This window comes from Sphingomonas rosea, from assembly GCF_039538065.1.
Taxonomy (GTDB): Bacteria; Pseudomonadota; Alphaproteobacteria; order Sphingomonadales; family Sphingomonadaceae; genus Sphingomicrobium; species Sphingomicrobium rosea.
In genome coordinates this window covers 15,464-34,374 of sequence record NZ_BAABBR010000001.1, presented here as the reverse complement: position 1 = coordinate 34,374, position 18,911 = coordinate 15,464, and the positions used below count along the sequence as shown (strand labels likewise).

The 18,911-nt window shown below is 69.4% G+C and carries 19 protein-coding genes; 6 read left to right on the top strand and 13 right to left on the bottom strand.

Translation table 11 applies throughout. From position 1 onward, the window contains the following. The first annotated feature begins 15 nt into the window (after positions 1-15). A complete protein-coding gene (locus ABD693_RS00170; protein ID WP_344694926.1) occupies positions 16-1,035 on the top strand; it encodes a hypothetical protein in 1,020 nt (339 codons plus the stop codon). Continuing rightward, positions 1,028-2,344 carry a sensor histidine kinase gene (locus tag ABD693_RS00165; protein ID WP_344694925.1) on the top strand — a complete coding sequence of 439 codons (1,317 nt, stop codon included), beginning with the start codon at positions 1,028-1,030 and terminating at the stop codon, positions 2,342-2,344. The genes ABD693_RS00170 and ABD693_RS00165 overlap by 8 nt, the downstream gene beginning before the upstream one ends. Before the next feature lie 9 nt (positions 2,345-2,353). On the opposite strand, the gene ABD693_RS00160 is transcribed toward ABD693_RS00165, so the two are convergent. Further along, a complete protein-coding gene (locus ABD693_RS00160) occupies positions 2,354-3,634 on the bottom strand; it encodes a citrate synthase (RefSeq protein WP_344694924.1) in 1,281 nt (426 codons plus the stop codon). Between the two features lie 3 nt (positions 3,635-3,637). Beyond that, the gene (gene gltX / locus ABD693_RS00155; RefSeq protein WP_344694923.1) at positions 3,638-5,056 is read right to left on the bottom strand and encodes a glutamate--tRNA ligase; all 1,419 of its coding nucleotides are present in this window, start codon (positions 5,054-5,056) and stop codon (positions 3,638-3,640) included. A gap of 179 nt (positions 5,057-5,235) precedes the next feature. Between gltX and ABD693_RS00150 the strand changes: the two genes are divergently transcribed. Continuing rightward, on the top strand, positions 5,236-7,221 hold the full coding sequence (locus ABD693_RS00150) for a ComEC/Rec2 family competence protein (protein WP_344694922.1): 1,986 nt from the start codon (positions 5,236-5,238) through the stop codon (positions 7,219-7,221). Here the strand turns inward: ABD693_RS00150 and ABD693_RS00145 are convergent. The 7 genes from ABD693_RS00145 to ABD693_RS00115 all read right to left on the bottom strand — a co-directional run bounded on the left by ABD693_RS00145 (position 7,197) and on the right by ABD693_RS00115 (position 12,682). Further along, entirely contained in the window at positions 7,197-7,562 is a 366-nt protein-coding gene (locus ABD693_RS00145) for a VOC family protein (protein ID WP_344694921.1), read from the bottom strand. The genes ABD693_RS00150 and ABD693_RS00145 overlap by 25 nt on opposite strands. Beyond that, positions 7,559-8,242, bottom strand: coding sequence for a cytochrome b/b6 domain-containing protein (locus tag ABD693_RS00140; RefSeq protein ID WP_344694920.1), 684 nt, complete (start codon positions 8,240-8,242; stop codon positions 7,559-7,561). The genes ABD693_RS00145 and ABD693_RS00140 overlap by 4 nt, the downstream gene beginning before the upstream one ends. After that, complete coding sequence (locus ABD693_RS00135; protein ID WP_344694919.1) at positions 8,235-8,678, bottom strand: c-type cytochrome; 444 nt, start codon at positions 8,676-8,678, stop codon at positions 8,235-8,237. Before ABD693_RS00135 ends, ABD693_RS00140 begins: the two co-directional genes overlap by 8 nt. Before the next feature lie 51 nt (positions 8,679-8,729). Then, complete coding sequence (gene mmsB / locus ABD693_RS00130) at positions 8,730-9,623, bottom strand: 3-hydroxyisobutyrate dehydrogenase (RefSeq protein WP_344694918.1); 894 nt, start codon at positions 9,621-9,623, stop codon at positions 8,730-8,732. Between the two features lie 94 nt (positions 9,624-9,717). Next, positions 9,718-10,494, bottom strand: a complete 777-nt coding sequence (locus ABD693_RS00125) for an enoyl-CoA hydratase-related protein (protein WP_344694917.1) — start codon at positions 10,492-10,494, stop codon at positions 9,718-9,720. Further along, on the bottom strand, positions 10,491-11,543 hold the full coding sequence (locus tag ABD693_RS00120; protein ID WP_344694915.1) for an enoyl-CoA hydratase/isomerase family protein: 1,053 nt from the start codon (positions 11,541-11,543) through the stop codon (positions 10,491-10,493). Before ABD693_RS00120 ends, ABD693_RS00125 begins: the two co-directional genes overlap by 4 nt. Next, the gene (locus tag ABD693_RS00115) at positions 11,540-12,682 is read right to left on the bottom strand and encodes an acyl-CoA dehydrogenase family protein (protein ID WP_344694914.1); all 1,143 of its coding nucleotides are present in this window, start codon (positions 12,680-12,682) and stop codon (positions 11,540-11,542) included. Before ABD693_RS00115 ends, ABD693_RS00120 begins: the two co-directional genes overlap by 4 nt. A gap of 62 nt (positions 12,683-12,744) precedes the next feature. Between ABD693_RS00115 and ABD693_RS00110 the strand changes: the two genes are divergently transcribed. Continuing rightward, positions 12,745-13,128: a hypothetical protein gene (locus ABD693_RS00110; protein ID WP_344694913.1), complete on the top strand. Its 384-nt coding sequence runs from the start codon at positions 12,745-12,747 to the stop codon at positions 13,126-13,128. On the opposite strand, the gene ABD693_RS00105 is transcribed toward ABD693_RS00110, so the two are convergent. Genes ABD693_RS00105 through ABD693_RS00090 form a run of 4 tightly spaced genes read right to left on the bottom strand, consistent with a single transcriptional unit; the run spans position 13,107 to position 16,478 of the window. Then, positions 13,107-13,658: a hypothetical protein gene (locus ABD693_RS00105; RefSeq protein ID WP_344694912.1), complete on the bottom strand. Its 552-nt coding sequence runs from the start codon at positions 13,656-13,658 to the stop codon at positions 13,107-13,109. The genes ABD693_RS00110 and ABD693_RS00105 overlap by 22 nt on opposite strands. Continuing rightward, positions 13,658-14,041: a RidA family protein gene (locus ABD693_RS00100; protein WP_344694911.1), complete on the bottom strand. Its 384-nt coding sequence runs from the start codon at positions 14,039-14,041 to the stop codon at positions 13,658-13,660. The genes ABD693_RS00105 and ABD693_RS00100 overlap by 1 nt, the downstream gene beginning before the upstream one ends. Then, entirely contained in the window at positions 14,038-14,973 is a 936-nt protein-coding gene (locus tag ABD693_RS00095; protein ID WP_344694910.1) for a polysaccharide deacetylase family protein, read from the bottom strand. Before ABD693_RS00095 ends, ABD693_RS00100 begins: the two co-directional genes overlap by 4 nt. A gap of 5 nt (positions 14,974-14,978) precedes the next feature. Continuing rightward, positions 14,979-16,478, bottom strand: coding sequence for a CoA-acylating methylmalonate-semialdehyde dehydrogenase (locus ABD693_RS00090; RefSeq protein WP_344694909.1), 1,500 nt, complete (start codon positions 16,476-16,478; stop codon positions 14,979-14,981). An 80-nt stretch (positions 16,479-16,558) separates the two neighbouring features. On the opposite strand from ABD693_RS00090, the gene ABD693_RS00085 reads away from it, so the two are divergent. Both ABD693_RS00085 and ABD693_RS00080 read left to right on the top strand, forming a co-directional pair. Then, positions 16,559-17,926, top strand: coding sequence for a M28 family peptidase (locus ABD693_RS00085; RefSeq protein ID WP_344694908.1), 1,368 nt, complete (start codon positions 16,559-16,561; stop codon positions 17,924-17,926). A gap of 50 nt (positions 17,927-17,976) precedes the next feature. Further along, positions 17,977-18,906 carry a DMT family transporter gene (locus ABD693_RS00080; protein WP_344694907.1) on the top strand — a complete coding sequence of 310 codons (930 nt, stop codon included), beginning with the start codon at positions 17,977-17,979 and terminating at the stop codon, positions 18,904-18,906. Positions 18,907-18,911 lie beyond the last annotated feature (5 nt).

Here is an 18,911-nt window from a genome sequence, read left to right as displayed (position 1 = left end):
TAACGAGGACGGCAGATGCCCGACGAGTGGCCCATCGCCGCGTCCCCTGAAGAGGGTGGCCGCACTCCGCCGCCGATTGCCCCACCGGCTTTCGGCGATCGCCGACTCGCGGCCGTCGTGCAGGATTTCTTCCTCGCCCCCGATTCGCGGCTGACCGAGCAGGAGCGGGCGCTGATGACCGCGATGCTGCACGGCCTCGTCGGTACCATCGCCGACGAATTGCGCGCGAAGCTCAACCCCGCCACCGCCACCGCCTGCGCCGCGGGACCGATCGAACTCATCGCCGACCTCACCGAAGCCGGGCTCCTCCAGGACGAGACCCTCGTCGGCGTCCTGCTCCGCCGCGCCGACGTGCAGCGGCTGGCCCAGGCCGGGGAGGGAGGCCGGACCCAGCTCCAGCGCTGGACCGCCGCCGACGATGCGATGGTCGCCGCCGCCGCCATGGCGCTCATCACCGCACGGGGCCGCAGCCGCGACCGCTTCGGCCGCGCCGCGCTCGACCTGTCCGACCTGCCGCCCGTCCTTGCCCAGGGGCTGATCCTTGCCGTCGCCGCCGCGCTTGGCCGGCGCTGCACCGCGCCGAGCGACCTCGAAGTCGCCCGGGCCGCCGCCATCATCGTCCAGGATCTCGGTGGCGAGGATCGGGTTGAGGACCTCGAGGCCGCGCTCGCCGGCGCTCTTGGCGACGCCCGGCACGCGCCCGGCCTCCTCGTCAGCCTTGCCCGCGACGGCGATGCGGGCCTTCTCGCCGCCATCCTCGCTGCCGAAGCCGGCATCCCGGCCGACGAAGCCTGGCGTGCGCTCCTCGGCGGCGGGCAGCAGCTCGCCCTTCTCCTGCGCCTCGCGGACGTACCGCGAAGCGAGGCGGCGCCGCTCATGGCCAACGCCAGCCCCGGTCTCGGCATCGGCGACCCGGTGACTTCGATCGAGGCGTTCGACCACCTCTCGGACGCGCACGTCGAGGCGATCCGTGCCGAGCTCATCCTTCCGCCGGCCTACCGGCGCGCCAAAGCGATCCTCGCGCGTCATGGCTAGCCTCCCCGTCCAGCCGCCGATCGGCGCGCGGGTCGACCGCGAGGGCCGGCTGACCGCCGCCGACGCGCCGCTGCTCGCGCTCCAGCAGGAAGCGGGCGCGGCGCTCGGCCAGGTCCTCGCGGTCCCGCAACTCGCGGCGGTCGCCCGCCTCGCCGCGCGGCTCGGCGTGTCGATCACCCGCCCGGTGCTCGCCGCCAGCAACCAGGAAGACATCGACCTCGTCGTCCGTGCCGATCCCGATCCCGACGGCGTCAGCCTGACCGTCGAGCGCTGGACCGCGCGCGTGCCCGCCCGGCCGCGCTGGTCGGGCGTGGTCGCGGGTCCGGGCGAGAGCGAGGAACGCGCCGCCGCCGAGGACGTCCAGACCGATTCGGCCCTGCGCGTCCTGGCGATCAGCCCGGGCCTTGCCCGCCGGCTCGACCTCGACCCCGCCGAATATACCGGCCAGCCCCTGATGCGCCTCCTCCGCCCGGTCGAGGACGATTACGGCAACCTCCCGCTGGTCGAGGCCTTTTCCGAGCGCGCCGCCTTCCGCCGCCTTCCCGCGAGCCATCGCGGCGGCGAGCAGCGCCTGCTCCTCGACGGCCAGCCGCGGTTCGAGGACGAGCGTTTCCTCGGCTATTCGATCAGCGTCGCGGCCGAGGGGGGCGCGGCCGATCTCGCCCCACTGCCGCCGCTCGACGACCTGCTGCGCGAGCCTTTGTCCTCGATCATCGGCCAGGCGCAGGAAATCGCCGACCGCAGCCAGGGGCCGCTTCGCACCGATTATGCCGGCTACGGCGCCGACATCGCCTCGGCGGCGGGCCATCTCCTCGAGCTGCTGACTGCGCTCGGCCGGCAGGCGGGGGCGGAGGGCGGCGGCGTGGCGCCCGGCGAGGAAGTCGATCTCACCGAACTTGTCCTCGACGCCGCCTCCTTGGTGCAGGCGCAGGCCAGCACGCGCGGCGTGGTGCTCGACGTGGGCGGGGTCGGCTATCTGTCCGCGATCGGCCACCCGCGCGCGATCACGCAGATCCTCGTCAACCTGATCGGCAACGCCGCGCGTTATTCGCCCGAGGGCGGGACCGTGGTCATCACGCTTGCCGACGAGGGCGTCGCCAGCGTCACCGTCAGCGACAGTGGCCCGGGCGTCGCGCCCGCCGACCGGATCCGCATCTTCGAACGGTTCGAACAGGCCGAGCCGGGGCAGGGGGGCGCAGGCCTCGGCCTCGCCATCTCGCGCCGGCTCGCCCGCGACATGGGCGGCGAGGTCGAACTGCTCGACACCGCGGCCGGGGCAAGCTTCCGCCTGACCCTGCCGCGGGCCTGAGCTTCCTTCTTAGCGCTGGCCGACCGGCACGTAGTCGCGCTGCGGCGAACCCGTGTAGAGCTGGCGCGGGCGGCCGATCTTCTGCTCGGGATCGGCGATCATCTCGTTCCACTGCGCGACCCAGCCGACGGTGCGGGCAAGCGCGAAGAGGGCAGTGAACATCTCGGTCGGGAAGCCGATCGCATTCAGGATCACGCCCGAATAGAAATCGACGTTCGGATAGAGCTTCTTCTCGATGAAATAATCGTCCGACAGCGCGATCCGCTCGAGTTCCTTGGCCACGTCGAGGACGGGATCGGAGATGTTGAGCTCCTTCAGCACCTCGTCGGCGGTCTGCTTCATCACCTTCGCGCGCGGGTCGAAGTTCTTGTAGACGCGGTGGCCGAAGCCCATCAGGCGGAACGGATCCTCCTTGTCCTTGGCGCGGGCGATATATTCCGGGATCCGGCTGGTGTGGCCGATCTCGCGCAGCATGTTCAGCGCCGCCTCGTTCGCGCCGCCATGCGCCGGGCCCCACAGGCAGGCGATGCCCGCCGCCATGCAGGCGAAGGGGTTGGCGCCCGACGAACCGGCGAGACGCACGGTCGAGGTCGAGGCGTTCTGCTCGTGGTCGGCGTGGAGGATGAAGATCCGGTCCATCGCCTTTTCGACGATCGGATTGACGACATATTCCTCGGCCGGGACGCCGAAGGTCATGCGCAGGAAGTTTCCGGTGTAGCTCAGCGTGTTGTCGGGATAGAGGAACGGCTGCCCGATCGAATATTTGTGCGCCATCGCCGCGATCGTCGGCATCTTGGCGATCAGGCGGTGCGAGGCGATCTCGCGCTGCTTGGGATCGGTGATGTCGGTGCTGTCGTGATAGAAGGACGACAGCGCGCCGACCACGCCGCACATGATCGCCATCGGGTGGGCGTCACGGCGGAAGCCGCGGAAGAACTGCGCCAGCTGCTCGTGCACCATCGTGTGGCGGCTGATCGTGTGGGTGAACTTGTCGAGCTCGTCCTTGGTCGGAAGCTCGCCGTGCAGCAGCAGGGCGGCGACTTCCATGAAGCTTGACTGCTCGGCCAGCTGGTCGATCGGATAACCGCGGTGCAGCAGGATGCCCTGCTCACCGTCGATGTAGGTGATCGCGCTCTGGCAGCTCGCGGTCGAGGTGAAGCCCGGATCGTAGGTGAAGGCGTCGGTCTGCGCGTAGAGCTTGCGGATGTCGATGACGTCCGGGCCGACCGTGCCGCTCAGCACCGGCATGTCGAGGCTCTTCTCGCCCAGCTTCAGATTGGCATTCGACATTCTTCAGGCTCCGTTTGAGAATTCAGTTTTCCACATCTGGTCAGCGATCCGGGCGAGGCTTTCGTCCTGCCCGAGCAATACCAGCACATCGAAGATCCCGGGACTGGTCGCCCGTCCGGTCAGCGCCGCACGAAGCGGCTGCGCGACCTTGCCGAGCTTCAGTCCCTCCGCTTCGGCAAGCGCTTTCACCGCCGCTTCCGTTCCGTCGTGGGTCCATTCCTCGACCCCCGACAGCGCTGCGTGCAGCCGGCCGAGCAGCGCCCGGGCAATGCCGTCGAGCAGCGAGGTCGCTTTCTCGTCGAGTTCGAGCGGCCGCTGCGCGAACAGGAAGTCCGCCGCCGCGCTAAGTTCGTTCAGGTCCTTCGCGCGCGCCTTGAGTTCGGGCATCGCCCGCTCGAGCAGCGCCAGGTCCTCGCCCTCGAGCCCGCCGCGCCGCGCCGCGACCAGCACCGCGAGGCGGCTGTCCGCGGCATGGCGGATGTAATGGCCGTTGACGCTTTCGAGCTTCTTGAGGTCGAACCGGCTGGGCGACTTGCCGACATGGTCGATGTCGAACCACTCGACTGCCTGCTCGCGGCTGATGATCTCGTCGTCGCCATGGCCCCAGCCGAGCCGCAGCAGATAGTTCGACAGCGCCTCGGGCAGGATCCCGAGTTCATCGCGATAGGCGTCGACCCCGAGCGCGCCGTGGCGCTTCGACAGCTTCGCCCCGTCGGCGCCGTGGATCAGCGGGATATGGCCGTAGGTCGGCTCGTCCCAGCCCATCGCCTTGATGATGGTCAGCTGGCGGAAGGCGTTGTTCAAGTGGTCGTCGCCGCGGATGACGTGGGTCACGCCCATGTCATGGTCGTCGACCACCACCGCGAGCATGTAGGTCGGGGTTCCGTCCGAACGCAGGAGCACGAAATCGTCGAGCTCCTCGTTCTTCACGACGACACGGCCCTGCACCATGTCCTCGATCACCGTCTCGCCCTCGCGCGGCGCCTTGATCCGGACCACGAAGGGCGCGCCCTCGGGCGGTGTCTCGGCACTGTCGCGCCACTCGCTCACCACGCGGAACGGCTTGCGCGCGGCCTGCGCCTCTTCGCGCCGGCGGGCGAGCTCCTCGGGGGTGAGGTAGCAGCGATAGGCCGCTCCCTTCTCGATCAGCGCATGCGCGACCTCGGCGTGGCGCGCCTCGAAGGCCGACTGGAAATAGGGTTCGCCGTCGCCGGCGATGTCGAGCCAGCCCAGTCCGTCGAGGATCGCGTCGATCGCCTCGGGGGTCGAGCGCGCCTTGTCGGTGTCCTCGATGCGCAGCAGATATTTGCCGCCGTGATGGCGCGCGAACAGCCAGTTGAACAAGGCCGTGCGCGCCCCTCCGATGTGGAGATAGCCGGTCGGGCTGGGCGCGAAGCGCGTGACGATGCTGCTTGCGCTCAAGCGCGCTTTCCTCTTTCCTGACTTCCGCCGGATCGCATGCCTTCACGAAGGGAGGCAGCATGAACGTCGCTTCCCTCCGGATCGGCACTCCGGCTGGTCCGCACTGGCAAGCTCGGGCCTTCTTCGCAAGTGCGGAAAGACGCCTTGAGGCGGAACGTGGCCAGCTTCCGCCGTGGGGGGTGGTCGCGTTCGGGGCCGGGATCGCCCTCTGGCTGGTCCTCGCCGACCCTGCCGCATGGGTGGCGGCGCTGCTCATGGCGGGCGCGGCGGCGCTGGCGGGAACGGCGATCGGCGGGCGGCTGGGACAGCTTCTGGCGGTCGGCGCCATCGCGCTCGCGCTCGGCCTGTCGCTCATCTGGTGGCGAAGCGAACAGGTCGCCGCGCCGCGCCTCGAACGGCCCGTGATCGTCGCCATGACCGGCGAAGTCCTCAAGACCGAGCGGCTGGTCGCCAAGGATTCGCTCCGCCTGACCCTCAAGCCCGCCGACCCCGGCCTGCCGCCGCGCCTCCGAGTCTCCTTTCCGCTCGACGAAGCCGATGCGCTGGGGCGTGGCCTCGGGGTCGGCGCGACGGTCGCGCTTCGTGCCCGGCTCGCCCCGCCGATGCCGATGCTGCTCCCCCATACCCATGACTTTGCGCGCGACGCCTGGTTCGCCGGGCTCGGCGGCACGGGGAGGGCGCTCGGTCCCGTCACGATCGTCCGGCCGGCGCACGAAACCGGCCTCGATGCCGTCCGCTCGCGCCTCGACCAGCATATCCGGACCCGGCTGCCAGGCGGGGAGGGGGGCATTGCCACCGCCTTCGTCACCGGCGACCAGGGCTCGATCGCCAAGGAAGATGCCGAGGCGATGCGCCGTTCGGGCCTCGCCCACCTCCTCTCGGTGAGCGGCCTTCACATCGCCGCGGTGGTCGGCTTCTTCACCCTCTTCACACTGCGCCTGCTCGCGCTGTCGCCGTCTCTGGCGCTCCGCTTCAACCTCGTCGCCACCGCCTTCGCGGCCGGCGCGCTGGCGGGAATCGGCTACACGTTGCTGACCGGGCTCCAGGTGCCGACGGTCCGCAGCTGCATCGCGGCCCTGCTGGTCCTCGCCGGCATCCTCCTCGGCCGCGAGGCGCTCAGCATCCGCCTGATCGCGGTCGGCGCCCTGCTCGTCCTCCTCGTCCGCCCCGAGGCGCTGGCGGGCGCGAGCTTCCAGCTGAGTTTCGCCGCCGTCGGCACGCTAGTCACCCTCTACAGCTCGAAGCGCTTCAAGCGCCTGTTCGAACGGCGCGAGGAGCATTTCCTCCTCGCCCGGCTCCGCGGTCTCGGCGAAATGGTCGCGACCGGCCTCGCGATCGAGCTCGCCCTGATGCCCTTCGCGCTCTACCATTTCCACAAGAGCGGGCTTTACGGCGTCGGCGCGAACCTCGTCGCCATTCCCTTGACCACCTTCGTCATCATGCCGCTCGAGGCGCTGGCCCTGATCCTCGATCCCCTCGGCCTTGGCGGCCCGGTCTGGACACTGACCGGCTGGTCGATCGCCTTCCTGCTGCATGTCGCCCACGGCGTCGCCGACACGCCCGGCGCGGTCGCCATGCTCCCCGACATGCCGCGGCTCGCCTTCGGACTGATCGTCGCCGGCGGCCTCTGGCTATGCCTGTGGACCCGGCCGTGGCGCTCCTGGGGCATCGCGCCGATCGCGCTCGGCGCCGCCCTGACGCTCGCCGCGCCCATGCCCGCGCTGCTCGTCACCGGCGACGGCAAGCATCTCGCGGTGGTCGACGCGACCGGGACGCCGTGGCTGCTGCGCGACCGGGCCGGCGATTTCGTGCGCGACATGATGGCCGAAAATGCCGGTTTCGACGGCGACCCCCCGCCGCTCGCCGCTTATCCGCGCGCCCGCTGCAGCTGGGACAGCTGCGTCGCCGACCTCGGCGCCAGCGGCCGCACGCTCCTCGCGCTGCGCTCGGGGCAGAAGCTCGACTGGGCCGAGCTCACCCGCGCCTGCGCCGCCGCTGACATCGTGGTCGCCGACCGCCGCCTGCCCCGCGCCTGCCGCGCCCGCTGGCTCACCCTCGATCCGCCGCGGTTGCGCGAAACGGGCGGGCTCATCGTCTACGCAGGGGAGGGGCGGGTCGCGACGGTCCGCGACCAGCTCGGTCAGCTCCCGTGGGCGTCGCCCTGATCGGGGGTCCAGACGCCGATCTCGTTGCCGCCCGGATCGATGAAGTGGAACCGCCGCCCGCCCGGAAAGGCGAAGATCGCCTTGGCGATATGCCCGCCCGCCTTCACCACCGCGTCGAACGCCGCATCGAGGTCGTCGACCCGGACGATCGGCAGCGGGGCGCTCAGCGCCTCCTCGCGGTCGCCCTGCAGCCCGACCGAGACCGCCGCGCCCTCGACCGCCGAATAGTCGGGGCCATAGTCGGTGAACTTCCAGCCGAACGCCTTGCCGTAGAAGGCGCGCGTCAGCTCATGCGCGCTGGCGCTCGGCAGTTCGATGTAGTCGATTCGATTGTCGCTCACAGGCCCGGTGCTCCCCGTTGAACCCACCAGCTGATCGCGCCCGCGACCGCGAGGCAGATCAGCAACCGCACCGGTCCCGCGCCGACCATCGGCGCGCCCGCCGCCTGGCGGCTGCGCCCGGTGACCATCGCGCCGACCAGCTTCTTGCCCTTCAGCCGATAGACGATGATCGCCGCGACGTGCACCGCCGCGATGATCTGCACGACCGTGAAGAAACGGTGATGCCAGTGATGCATCCACTCAGCCGTGTCGAAGCTCACCAGCCGGTTGAGCGGGCCCGAATATATGCCATCCTCGTCGCTGATCGGCAGCCCGAGCCCGACCTGCACGAGAAGGATGAGCAGGATCGCGACCACGCTCAGCGCGCCGAGCGGCGTGTGGCCGCTGGCCGTCCACCCCGAGGGATCGCGCAGATAGGCGACGACCTGTCCGGGCCCGCGGACGAACGAGGCGAAGCGCGCGGTCGAGCTGCCGAGGAACCCCCACAGGATCCGGAACAGTAGCAGGAACAGCACCGCGATCCCGCTCCACATGTGCCACTCAAGCCGCCCGGTCTCGGCTGACCACCAGGAGAAGCCAATCAGCGCGACGAGGCTCCAGTGGAACAATCGGATCGGCAGATCCCACACCGGCACCGCCAGCGCCGCATCGGCGGCGCGGGCCTCGCCCGCCTCAGTCATCCTTCAGGCGGTAGCTGTTGTGGCAGGCGCCGCAGGTCTGGCCGAGCTTCCCGTGCGCGGCCTTGATGGCATTCAAGTCACCGCCCGCCGCGGCCGCCTGGAAGGCCTTGGCCGCCGCGCCGAAGTTGCGCATCTTTGCATCGAAGTCGGCGCGGTTGGTCCAGATCTCGGCCTTGGCGTGGGTCTTGCCCGCCTCGGGCCCGCTCCCCGCCGGGAACCAGCCCGGCGCCTTGGCCGACAGTCCCGCGATCTGGTTCGCCGCCCCGCGCACCGCGGCGGTATTGCCCTGGTCGATCGCCTGCTTGGCCTGCCGCATCGCGCGGCCGAGCTGCTCATAGCCCTCGTGCCGCTGCTTCTGCACCGCGACCATGTTGGGGGCGGCGATGGCGGCGGTGCCAAGGCCGGCGGCGGCGGCGATCAAGAGGAACTTGCGCATGATTTCACTCCGGGTTCGGCCACGCGGCCGCGAACGAATATGGTAAGGGGCTCAGGCGGGCGGCGTCCAGCTGTCGTCGATCATCTTGATGATGGCCGAGAAGTCCTTGGTGCCGCCGCCGCGCGAGACGAAGCGCTCATAGAGTTCCTCGGCCTCGCCGCCCATCGGGGTATAGGCGCCGGCATTCTGCGCCGCTTCCATCGCGAGCTTCAAATCCTTGAGCATCAGCTGCGCCGCAAAGCCGCCCTCGTAGCCGCGATCGGCCGGGGTTTCGGGGCCCACGCCCGGCACCGGGCAATAGCTCGTCATCGACCAGCTCTGCCCGCTCGCCTTTGACGAGATGTCGAAGAACACCTGCGGATCGAGCCCGAGCTTCTGCGCCAGCACGAAGGCTTCGCAGGTGCCAGCCATGGTGACGCCGAGCAGCATGTTGTTGACGATCTTGGCCGCTTGGCCCGCGCCGCTCTCGCCCGCGTGGATCACCGCCTTGCCCATCTGCTCGAGGATTGGCCGGGCCCGCTCGAACCCGTCCGCCGAGCCGCCGACCATGAAGGTGAGCGTGCCCCCCTCGGCGGCCGCGATCCCGCCCGACACCGGCGCATCGACCATTTCGTAGCCCGCCGCACGGGCTTCTTCCTCGACCTGGCGGGCGGTGCCGACGTCGATGGTCGAGCAATCGAGCAGGATCGCATTCGTCGGCGCCTTGCCGAACACCGCCGAGCGATAGACCTCGGCGACGTGCTTGCCCGCGGGCAGCATGGTGACGACCGCCTCGGCCCCCTCGACCGCTGCCGCCGCATCGGCCGCGCGCGTCGCCCCGCGCTCCTCGGCCTTGGCCAGCGCCGCTTCGGACAAGTCGAACGCCCGCACCTCATGCCCGGCCTTCGCCAGGTTCGCGGCCATCCCGCCGCCCATGTTGCCGAGCCCGATGAACGCGATACGCATTGTCTATCTCCTCACGTGCTCCGGCGAAGGCCGGAGCCCAGTGCCTTGTGGCAAGGCAGCAGTGACTGGCCCCCGACCTGCGCCGGGGAACGGCCTATTTGCCCGTCCAATTCCCCGGGCGCTTCTCGACGAAGGCGCTCATGCCTTCCTTCTGGTCGTCGGTGCCGAAAAGCCCGTGGAACAGGCGGCGTTCGAAGCGCACGCCCTGGCCGAGCGGAAGCTCGAAGGCGGCATTGACCATTTCCTTGGCCGCGATCGCCGCGAGCGGCGGCATGGCCGCGATCTCGGCGGCGGTCTTGAGCGCCTCGTCGACGAGGGCTTCGGCCGGCACCACGCGCACCACCAGCCCCGCTCGCTCGGCTTCCTCGGCGCCCATCATCCGCCCGGTCAGGCACATTTCCATCGCCTTGGCCTTGCCGACCGCATGCGCCAGCCGCTGCGAGCCGCCCATGCCCGGCGTCACCGCGAGCTTGATCTCGGGCTGGCCGAACTTCGCCTTGTCGCCCGCGATGATGAAGTCGGCCATCATCGCCACCTCGCACCCGCCGCCCAGCGCAAAGCCGTTCACCGCCGCGATCCACGGCTTGCGCGTCGCCGTCACCTGCTCCCAGCCGGCGAAGAAGTTGCTGCCGTACATGTCGGCGAAGCCCTGGCTCTGCATCTCCTTGATGTCGGCCCCGGCCGCAAACGCCTTTTCCGAGCCGGTCAGCACCAGGCAGCGCTGGCTCTCCTCGCGGTCATAAGCCGCGAAGGCGTCGATCAGCTCGGCCAGCACTTGGCTGTTCAGTGCGTTCAGCGCCTGCGGGCGGTTCAGCGTGACGAGCGTGACGGCGTCGCGCTGCTCGACGAGAATGGTTTCGTAATTGCTCATGCGATCTCCGGAAACGGCGTCCATTCCTCACCCGGCTCCTCGGCGAACAGCGCATCGAGCGTCTCGTCGAGCACCGCCTCGGGCACCGGCGGCTGCCAGTCGGGCTTGTTGTCCTTGTCGATCAGCAGCGCGCGCACGCCTTCAACGAAGTCGTGGGTCCTGACCACATTGCGGGCGAGCGCGAACTCCGCGCGCATCTCGTCGGCGAAGCTCTCGCGCGCCGCGCCTTCCTTCAGCAGCCGCAGCGAGACCTTGCACGACAGCGGGCTCTTGGTCCGGATCGTGCCAAGCTCGGTCTGCGCCCAGTCGCCGCCATCGGCCTCGAGCGCCGCGATCACGTCCTCGAGCGTGTCGGCCGCGAACAGCTTGGCGATCGCGGGAAGGTTCTGCTCGATTCTTGCCGCCGGCTCTTTCTCGGCGAAATTGCCCGCCGCGCCCGCGGCGCGCGCCGGCGCAGCCTTCAGGCGCTCCATCAGGTCGGGGAGCGACGCCTGCGCGACATAATGGGTCGCAAGGCCCAGATACTTGCACTCGGCCCCGTCGAGCCGCGCCCCGGTCAGCGCCATGAACTGGCCGACCCGCCCGGGGAGCCGCGACAGATACCAGCCGCCACCGACGTCGGGGAACAGGCCGATGCCGGTCTCGGGCATGGCGAGCCGGGTCGCCTCGGTCGCGATTCGGACGTCGCAGGGCAGCGCGATCCCGACCCCGCCGCCCATCGTGATCCCGTCCATGATCGCGACGGTGCACTTGGGATAGGCGAAGAGCAGGTGGTTGAGGCGATATTCGTCGAAGAAGAAGTCGGCCGCTTCCCTGCCGTCCGCCGCGCCCGAGCGGGCCAGCGCGACCACATCGCCCCCGGCGCAGAAGCCGCGGCCCTCGGCATGGTCGATGACCACCGCCTCGACCGCCGGATCGGCGATCCAGTCGAGCAGCGCGCGGCTGATCGCCACGCACATGTCGCGGGTCAGCGCATGGATCGCCTTGGGCCGGTTCAGCCGGATCCGGCCGAGCGAACCCTCAACGAAGGTGAGCACATCCTGGGTCACTGGCGAAGCATCTCTCGCGCGGTGATCATCCGCATGACCTGGTTGGTGCCCTCGAGGATCGAATGCACCCGAAGGTCGCGCCAGAAGCGCTCGATCGGATAGTCCATCAGATAGCCGTAGCCGCCATGGAGCTGGAGCGCGCGGTCGGCGATCGCCGAACCGGTGTCGGTCGCGAGCCGCTTGGCCATGGCGGCAAAGCGAGTCTTGTCGGGCGCATTGTCGGTGACCTTGGCCGCCGCGAGATAGAGCAGCGCGCGCGCCGCCTCGAGTTCGGTCGCCATGTCGGCCAGCATGAACTGCGTGTTCTGGAAGTCGGCGATCGCGGTCGAGAACTGCTTGCGTTCCTTGGTGTAGGCCACCGCTTCGTCGAGGCAGCGCTGCCCGCCGCCGAGGCTGCACGCGCCGATGTTGAGGCGTCCGCCGTCGAGGCCCATCATCGCGATCCGGAAGCCTTCGCCCTCGCCGCCGACGCGGTTCTCGACGGGCACCCGGACCTGATCGAAATTGACCTGGCGGGTCGGCTGCGAATGCCAGCCGAGCTTGCGCTCGTTCGCGCCGAAGCTGACGCCATCCATGTCCTTCTCGATGACGAGGCAGGAGATGCCCTTGGGGCCTTCCTCGCCGGTGCGGACCATGGTGACGTAGATTTCGTTCTCGCCGCCGCCCGAGATGAAGGCCTTCGAGCCCGAGACGACATAATGGTCGCCGTCGCGCACCGCGCGGGTCTTGAGCGCCGCCGCGTCCGACCCGCTCGACGGTTCGGTCAGGCAGTAGGAGCCGAGCCGCTCCATCGCGATCATGTCGGGGAGATACTTGTCCTTGACCGCCTGCGACCCGAACCGGTCGATCATCCAGGCGGCCATGTTGTGGATCGAGATGAACGCGCTGGTCGAGGGACAGCCGTAGCTCATCGCCTCGAAGATCAGCGCCGATTCGAGCCGGCCGAGCCCGATCCCGCCGCTTTCCTCGGACACGTAGATCGCGCCGAAGCCAAGCTCGGCGGCGCGCTTGATCGTGTCGCGCGGGAAGATGTGCTTCTCGTCCCACTCGGCGGCATTGGGGGTGATTTCGGCGGCCGTGAAGGCCCGCGCCATTTCCTGGATCTGGCGCTGGTCGTCGGTGAGATCGAACTGGGACATGGCCGGGCGACTAGCGCTGTTGGCCGCGACTTTAAAGAGCGCGCGGGCTAAGGCGTTGGACCATGTCTCCTGCGCGCCTCCTGTTCGTCTACAACGCCGACAGCGGGCTGGTGAACGCGCTCAAGGACGCCTGGCACAAGACGGTCTCGCCCAGGACCTATCCCTGCTCGCTATGCGCCACCACCTACGGCGCGGTGTCGATGCGGCCGGAATGGCGAACCTTCCTCAAGCGCCTGAACATCCCGGCCGTCTTCCTTCATCGCGACGAGTGGCAGCGCGCACATCCCGCCGTCGCCGAGCCGCTGCCGGCGATCTTCATCCAGCATGGCAATGAAGAGCCGCAAGTGCTGGTCCGGGCCACCGACATGCCGCTCGGCCAGGGCCTCGATCAGCTGATGAAATTGCTCACGTCGCGGCTCGGCGCTCAGGCCGGACAAGCCGTGTAGGTGAGGTCGACCGGCCCTTCCTCGCCGCCCTGCTCGGTCCGGCGCAGCTTGTTCGCGCTCCGCTCGAAGGTGATCACCCGCTCCCAGGTCTGTCCCTCGCCCGAGAAACCGTAATTCGCGGTGAAGCGGTTGGCGGGGGTCCAGCGGTCGATCCGGTCGAGCGTCCCGCGGCTTTCGTAGAAGGTGAGGCGGCTGTCGTTCACCACCATCAGCCCCTTGGCGGCGCTGGCGAATTCGGCCTTGCAGTCGTTGGTGGTCAGGCCCCAGCGTCCGCGAAACTGTTCGGGGATATTGGTCGGCTTGGGCGCGGCGGCGGCGGTGTTGGTCGCCGTGGGCTCGAGCCCCTCGTTGATGTTCTCGGGGATGACCGCATTGCCGACATGCTTCGAGACCGGTCGGCCGCTGCGCCCGGTCGGGCCGTCGCCGACCCCGGCGTCGCGGGCGATGGCTTCGCCGGTGTCGGCCTTGTCGGCGGCGGGCTGGCAGGCGGGGAGGGTGAGGGCGAGGCCTAGGCAAAGAATGATACGCATCAGCCCACCAACGCCTCGGCTTCGATCTCGACCCGCCATTCGTCGCGCAACAGCGCTTTTACGACCACCATGGTCGCCGCCGGTCGCACCGCGCCGAAGAATTCGCCATGCACCGCCCCCACCGCATCGGCGTCGGCGGGATCGACGATATACATCCGGGTCCGCACCACGTCGGCGGCCGACCCGCCGAGTTCCCCGATCGCCCGCACGATGATCGCGAGGCACCGCCGCGCTTGCGCCGCCGCATCGCCCGGCGTCGACGATCCATCGTCCTCGACCGGCGCCGTGCCCGAGACGAGGATGCGCTTGCCCACCCGCACCGCGCGCGAGAAACCATAGGCTGTCTCGTAGGGCGAGGTGCCCGACGTCGCGGTGCGGTTCACTTGGCCGCCGCCTCGTGGAGCACCCGCGCCCGGAACAGGGGATCGGCGACCTTGGGAGCGACCCGGTCGTACCAGCGCGGCGCGGGGAAGCCCTTTTCCCATGCCAGCGCCTCGGTCAGCGTGCCCTGCATCGAGGGAACGTCGGGGAGCCGCTCACGAAGCGGATCGGCATAAGCCTCGTCGGCCGTGACGATCGTCCAGCCGTCCTTGCGCAGCGCCTTGGCGAGGTCCGCGATGTAGAGCGCGGCGAGGTCGGTCTCGTGCAAGAGCAGCACCTGCGCCGGCGCGCGGCCCAGTACCTGCCGCGCCAGCTTGTCGTTGTAATCCGCCGCTCCGACCATCGTCTCGAGATAAAGAGCTTTCAGCGCCTTCATGTCGATCGGCTTGCCCGCCTTGCGCGCCGCCTCGGTCAGCCCTTCCATGTTCCAGTCGGCGCCGTCGGCGGTGACATAGCCGTTGCGAAGGCCGCGCGCGGCGAGCGCCGCCCGGACCGCGTCGCGCTTCACCTTATCGGCCCGGCCCTCGTTGAGATAGGGAAAGCGGAACCACGGCCGCCGTCCCGGTCTGCCCCGAAGCCATGCCTCGGCCCGGTCGATGTTCGCGACATAATCGGCCGCGCTGACATCGGTCAGGGCAGGGTGGGTGAAGCTGTGATTGGCGATGACGTGGCCGGCCCGGACATAGGCCGCGATCCGCGCCTCGCCGCCGACCCCGTCGTTCTTGCCGACATTGCCCGGCACGACGAAGAAGGCGGCCTGCGTGACCCGCCCCTTGCGCAGCCCCGCGATCAGCCGCCTGGTCCGCTCGCCGGGCGTGAAGAAGGCGCCGCGCTGGCGGGGCGCGTCGTCGAAGGTGAGCGCGATGCGCTTGTCTCCCGCCGCCGCCGGCGCGGCCACGAACAGCAGCGCCAGCAGCAGCGAGATCAGGCGCATGCCTCTCAGCCCATCGTCGGGATGACGAAGGCGTTCTCGTCGCCGCCCGCCGCGCCGTCGGGCCAGCGCTGGGTGACGACCTTGGTCTTGGTCCAGAATCGCAGGCCTTCCTGTCCGTATTGCCCGATGTCGCCGAAGCCCGAGCGCTTCCACCCGCCGAAGCTGTGGTAGCTGACCGGCACCGGGATCGGCACGTTGACGCCGACCATGCCGACATTGACCCGGCTCACGAACTCGCGCGCCGCATGGCCGTTGCGGGTGAAGATGGCGACGCCGTTGCCATAATCATGCTCGCTCGGCAGCCGCACCGCTTCCTCGAAATCCTTCGCGCGGACCATCTGGAGGACGGGTCCGAAGATCTCCTCCTTGTAGCTGCGCATGTCGGTGGTGACATGGTCGAAGAAGGTCGGCCCGACGAAGAAGCCCTTCTCCGAGCCCTGCAGCGTGAAGCCGCGCCCGTCGACCACCAGCTCGCCGCCTTCGTCGACGCACATCTGGATGTAGCTTTCGACCTTTTCCTTGTGCGCCTGGCTGACCACCGGGCCGTAATGCGCGTCGGGGTCGGTCGAGACGCCGATCCGCAGCGCCTCGATCGCGGGGATGAGCTTGTCGCGCAGGCGGTTGGCGGTGTCCTCGCCGACCGGCACCACCACCGGAAGCGCCATGCAGCGCTCGCCCGCCGAGCCGAAGGCCGCGCCGGTCAGGTCGGTGACGACCTGGTCGAGGTCGGCGTCGGGCATGACGATGCCGTGGTTCTTCGCCCCGCCGAACGCCTGCACGCGCTTCCCGTTCGCGGTCCCGCGCGAGTAGATGTACTGCGCGATGTCGCTCGAACCGACGAAGCTGATCGCGCCGATGTCGGCATGGTCGAGGATCGCGTCGACCATCTCCTTGTCGCCGTGGACGACGTTGAGGATGCCGTCGGGAAGCCCCGCCTCCTTCATCAGCTCGGCCAGCCGCACCGGAACGCTCGGATCGCGCTCGCTGGGCTTCAGGATGAAGGCGTTGCCGCAGGCGATCGCCATGCCGAACATCCACATCGGAATCATCGCCGGGAAGTTGAACGGGGTGATGCCCGCGCCGATGCCGACCGGCTGGCGCATCGAATAGACGTCGATGCCCGGACCCGCGCCCTGCGTATACTCACCCTTCAGCGCCTGCGGGATCCCGCACGTATATTCGATCACCTCGAGCCCGCGCTGGACGTCGCCGCGGCTGTCGGCGAGCACCTTGCCATGCTCGCTCGAGAGCATCGCGGCGAGCTCGTCCATGTTCGCCTCGATCAGTTCCTTGAACTTGAACATGACGCGGGCGCGGCGCTGCGGGTTGGTCGCGGCCCAGGCAGGCTGCGCGGCCTTGGCGGCATCGACCGCTTTCTGGAGGTCGGCGACGGTGCCAAGCCGGACGCTCGCCTGCACCGAGCCCTCGCTCGGATTGAACACATCGCTCTTCCGCTCGCCCGAGACGAAGCTTCCGCCGCCGATGAAATGGTCGATGGTACGCATGGGGGATCTCCTCTTCGTCCTCGCCACTAGCCAAGCGCGGTGCGCGATGCCAGTCAGGTCGGCGTTGAGGAGACCCGTCGATGCGTCAGTTCGCTTTTCTTGCCCTGCTCATGGGTGGCACCGCCGTCGCCGCGCCCACGCCGACGCCCGAGCAGCAGATGCAGGCCGCCGCCAACCAGGTGAGCCAGGCCCGCATCCGCGCCGACATCGCCCGGCTCGTCGCCTTCGGCACCCGCCACACCCTGTCGAGCCAGACCGACCCCGATCGCGGGATCGGCGCTGCGGTGCGCTGGGCCGAGGCCGAACTCAAGAAGACCGGCATCGAAGCGACTCAAGTCTGCGACACCGTGCCGAAGAGCGCGCGCATCCCGCAGCCGACCCGCCTCTGCAACGCGGTCGGGATCCAGCGCGGGACGACACGCCCCAACGACGTCGTCATCATCACCGGCCACATCGACAGCCGCGTCACCGACGTCATGAACGCCACCGCCGACGCGCCCGGCGCCAACGACGACGGCTCGGGCACCGCCGCCGTGCTCGAAAGCGCGCGCGTGCTCTCGAAGCGCAAATTCCCCGGCACCATCGTCTATGCCGCGCTGTCGGGCGAGGAGCAGGGGCTGCTGGGCGGCAAGATCCTCGCCGATTATGCCAAGGCGCAGGGCTGGAACGTCATCGCCAACCTCAACAACGACATCATCGGCAACAGCTGCGGCTCGGACGGGGTGTGCGACGCGAAGACGGTGCGGGTCTTTTCCGAAGGCCCGCGCTGGCAGGGGAGGGCCGAACTCGCCGCCGCACAGCGCAGCCAGGGCGGCGAGAATGATTCGCCCAGCCGCAACATATCCCGCTTCCTCGACCGCCTCGCCGAGCGCCTGCCCGCCATCGGCCTCGACGTCCGCCAGGTCTGGCGCAACGACCGCTTCGGCCGCGGCGGCGACCATACCGAGTTCCTGAACGCGGGCTTCCCCGCGATCCGCTTCTCGGTCGCGGTCGAGAACTACAACCAGCAGCACCAGGACCTGCGCACCGAAAAGGGCGTCGTCTACGGCGACACGCTCGACAAGATGGATCTGCCCTATCTCACCAAGGTCATCCGCCTGAACACCGCCGCGCTGATGGCCCTCGCCAGCGCCCCCCCGCCGCCAGAGATCGTGCGGATTGAGGGTGCGGTGAGCACGGATACCAATATTGCCTGGTATTCGCAGGACCCGACGTCTCGGGACATTATCCGTTGGCGGCGAACCGATGCGAACCAATGGCAGCAAAGCCGCGTCGTCGAACCGCAACTGCGTCTGCACATTCCGAGTAGCGAGACGCTCAAGGGCATCCGCGTCGACGACTGGGTGTTCGGCGTCTCTTCGGTCAGCAAGGACGGCTGGGAAAGCCCCGTCGCAAGCGCCGTCCCCGGCGGCGCGTTCAAGCCTTACGTCGCGCCGCAGCCCAAGTGAGGCGTCACCCCGGACTTGATCCGGGGTCCACCTTCCTCCACGCGCCGCGCATGACAGCGACGGACACCGACCGCCCGGCGACGCAATCGCCGCTCGCCGGAATCCTCCTGCGCCTCCTCACTGCCGTCCTCCTCGCGGTCATGTTCGCGCTGGTGAAGCTCACCGGCAACCGCGGCGTCCACGTGGTCGAGAGCCTGTTCTACCGCCAGATCGGCTCGGCGGTCTGCGCCACCGGCCTCGTCCTTGCCGGCCCCGGCCTGCAATCGCTCCGCACCCGCCGCATCGGCGCCCATGTCGGGCGGATGGCGCTCGGCCTCGGGGCGATGGCCTTGAACTTCCTCGCCTTCATGCTCCTGCCGATGGCCGAGGCGACCGCGATCGGCTTCACCGTCCCCATCTTCGCCACCGTGCTCGCCGCCCTAAGCCTCGGTGAGCCGACCGGCCGCTGGCGCTGGGGCGCGGTCGTCGCGGGCTTCGCGGGCGTGCTCCTCATCCTCCACCCCGGCACCGGCGACGTGCCGCTGACCGGCGCCGCGGTCGCGCTCGTCGGCGCGCTGCTCACCGCCAGCGTCACCGTCGTCATCCGCCGCTTGGGAGCGACCGAGCGTGCCTCGACCACCGTCTTCTGGTTCGCGACCAGCAGCCTCGTGCCCCTGGGCCTCCTGATGCTCTACTTCGGCAAGGCGCATGACTCGACCACCTTCGCGCTGCTCGCCAGCCTCGCGCTCGCCGGCGGCCTCGCGCAGCTGACCCTCACCGCCAGCCTCCGCCTCGCCCCGGTCGCGCTCGTCATGCCGATGGACTATACCAGCCTCCTCTGGGCGACCCTGCTCGGCGCCTGGCTCTTCGCCGAGGTGCCGAGCGCGTCGATCTGGCTCGGCGCGCCCGTCATCATCGCGTCGGGCCTCGTCATCGTCTGGCGCGAACACCATCTTGCCCGGCGCGCCGCCCTCGAAGCGCGCGCCGAGACCCCGACCTAAGGAAC

What these genes read in the sequence shown, in the direction of transcription:
- ABD693_RS00160 (WP_344694924.1), bottom strand. Translation starts at nt 3,634, where the DNA reads ATGTCGAATGCCAATCTGAAGCTGGGCGAGAAGAGCCTCGACATGCCG.
- ABD693_RS00110 (WP_344694913.1), top strand. Translation starts at nt 12,745, where the DNA reads ATGTCTCCTGCGCGCCTCCTGTTCGTCTACAACGCCGACAGCGGGCTG.
- ABD693_RS00105 (WP_344694912.1), bottom strand. Translation starts at nt 13,658, where the DNA reads ATGCGTATCATTCTTTGCCTAGGCCTCGCCCTCACCCTCCCCGCCTGC.
- ABD693_RS00170 (WP_344694926.1), top strand. Translation starts at nt 16, where the DNA reads ATGCCCGACGAGTGGCCCATCGCCGCGTCCCCTGAAGAGGGTGGCCGC.
- ABD693_RS00090 (WP_344694909.1), bottom strand. Translation starts at nt 16,478, where the DNA reads ATGCGTACCATCGACCATTTCATCGGCGGCGGAAGCTTCGTCTCGGGC.
- ABD693_RS00115 (WP_344694914.1), bottom strand. Translation starts at nt 12,682, where the DNA reads ATGTCCCAGTTCGATCTCACCGACGACCAGCGCCAGATCCAGGAAATG.
- ABD693_RS00085 (WP_344694908.1), top strand. Translation starts at nt 16,559, where the DNA reads ATGCGTCAGTTCGCTTTTCTTGCCCTGCTCATGGGTGGCACCGCCGTC.
- ABD693_RS00135 (WP_344694919.1), bottom strand. Translation starts at nt 8,678, where the DNA reads ATGCGCAAGTTCCTCTTGATCGCCGCCGCCGCCGGCCTTGGCACCGCC.
- ABD693_RS00165 (WP_344694925.1), top strand. Translation starts at nt 1,028, where the DNA reads ATGGCTAGCCTCCCCGTCCAGCCGCCGATCGGCGCGCGGGTCGACCGC.
- ABD693_RS00140 (WP_344694920.1), bottom strand. Translation starts at nt 8,242, where the DNA reads ATGACTGAGGCGGGCGAGGCCCGCGCCGCCGATGCGGCGCTGGCGGTG.
- ABD693_RS00095 (WP_344694910.1), bottom strand. Translation starts at nt 14,973, where the DNA reads ATGCGCCTGATCTCGCTGCTGCTGGCGCTGCTGTTCGTGGCCGCGCCG.
- ABD693_RS00080 (WP_344694907.1), top strand. Translation starts at nt 17,977, where the DNA reads ATGACAGCGACGGACACCGACCGCCCGGCGACGCAATCGCCGCTCGCC.
- ABD693_RS00125 (WP_344694917.1), bottom strand. Translation starts at nt 10,494, where the DNA reads ATGAGCAATTACGAAACCATTCTCGTCGAGCAGCGCGACGCCGTCACG.
- mmsB (WP_344694918.1), bottom strand. Translation starts at nt 9,623, where the DNA reads ATGCGTATCGCGTTCATCGGGCTCGGCAACATGGGCGGCGGGATGGCC.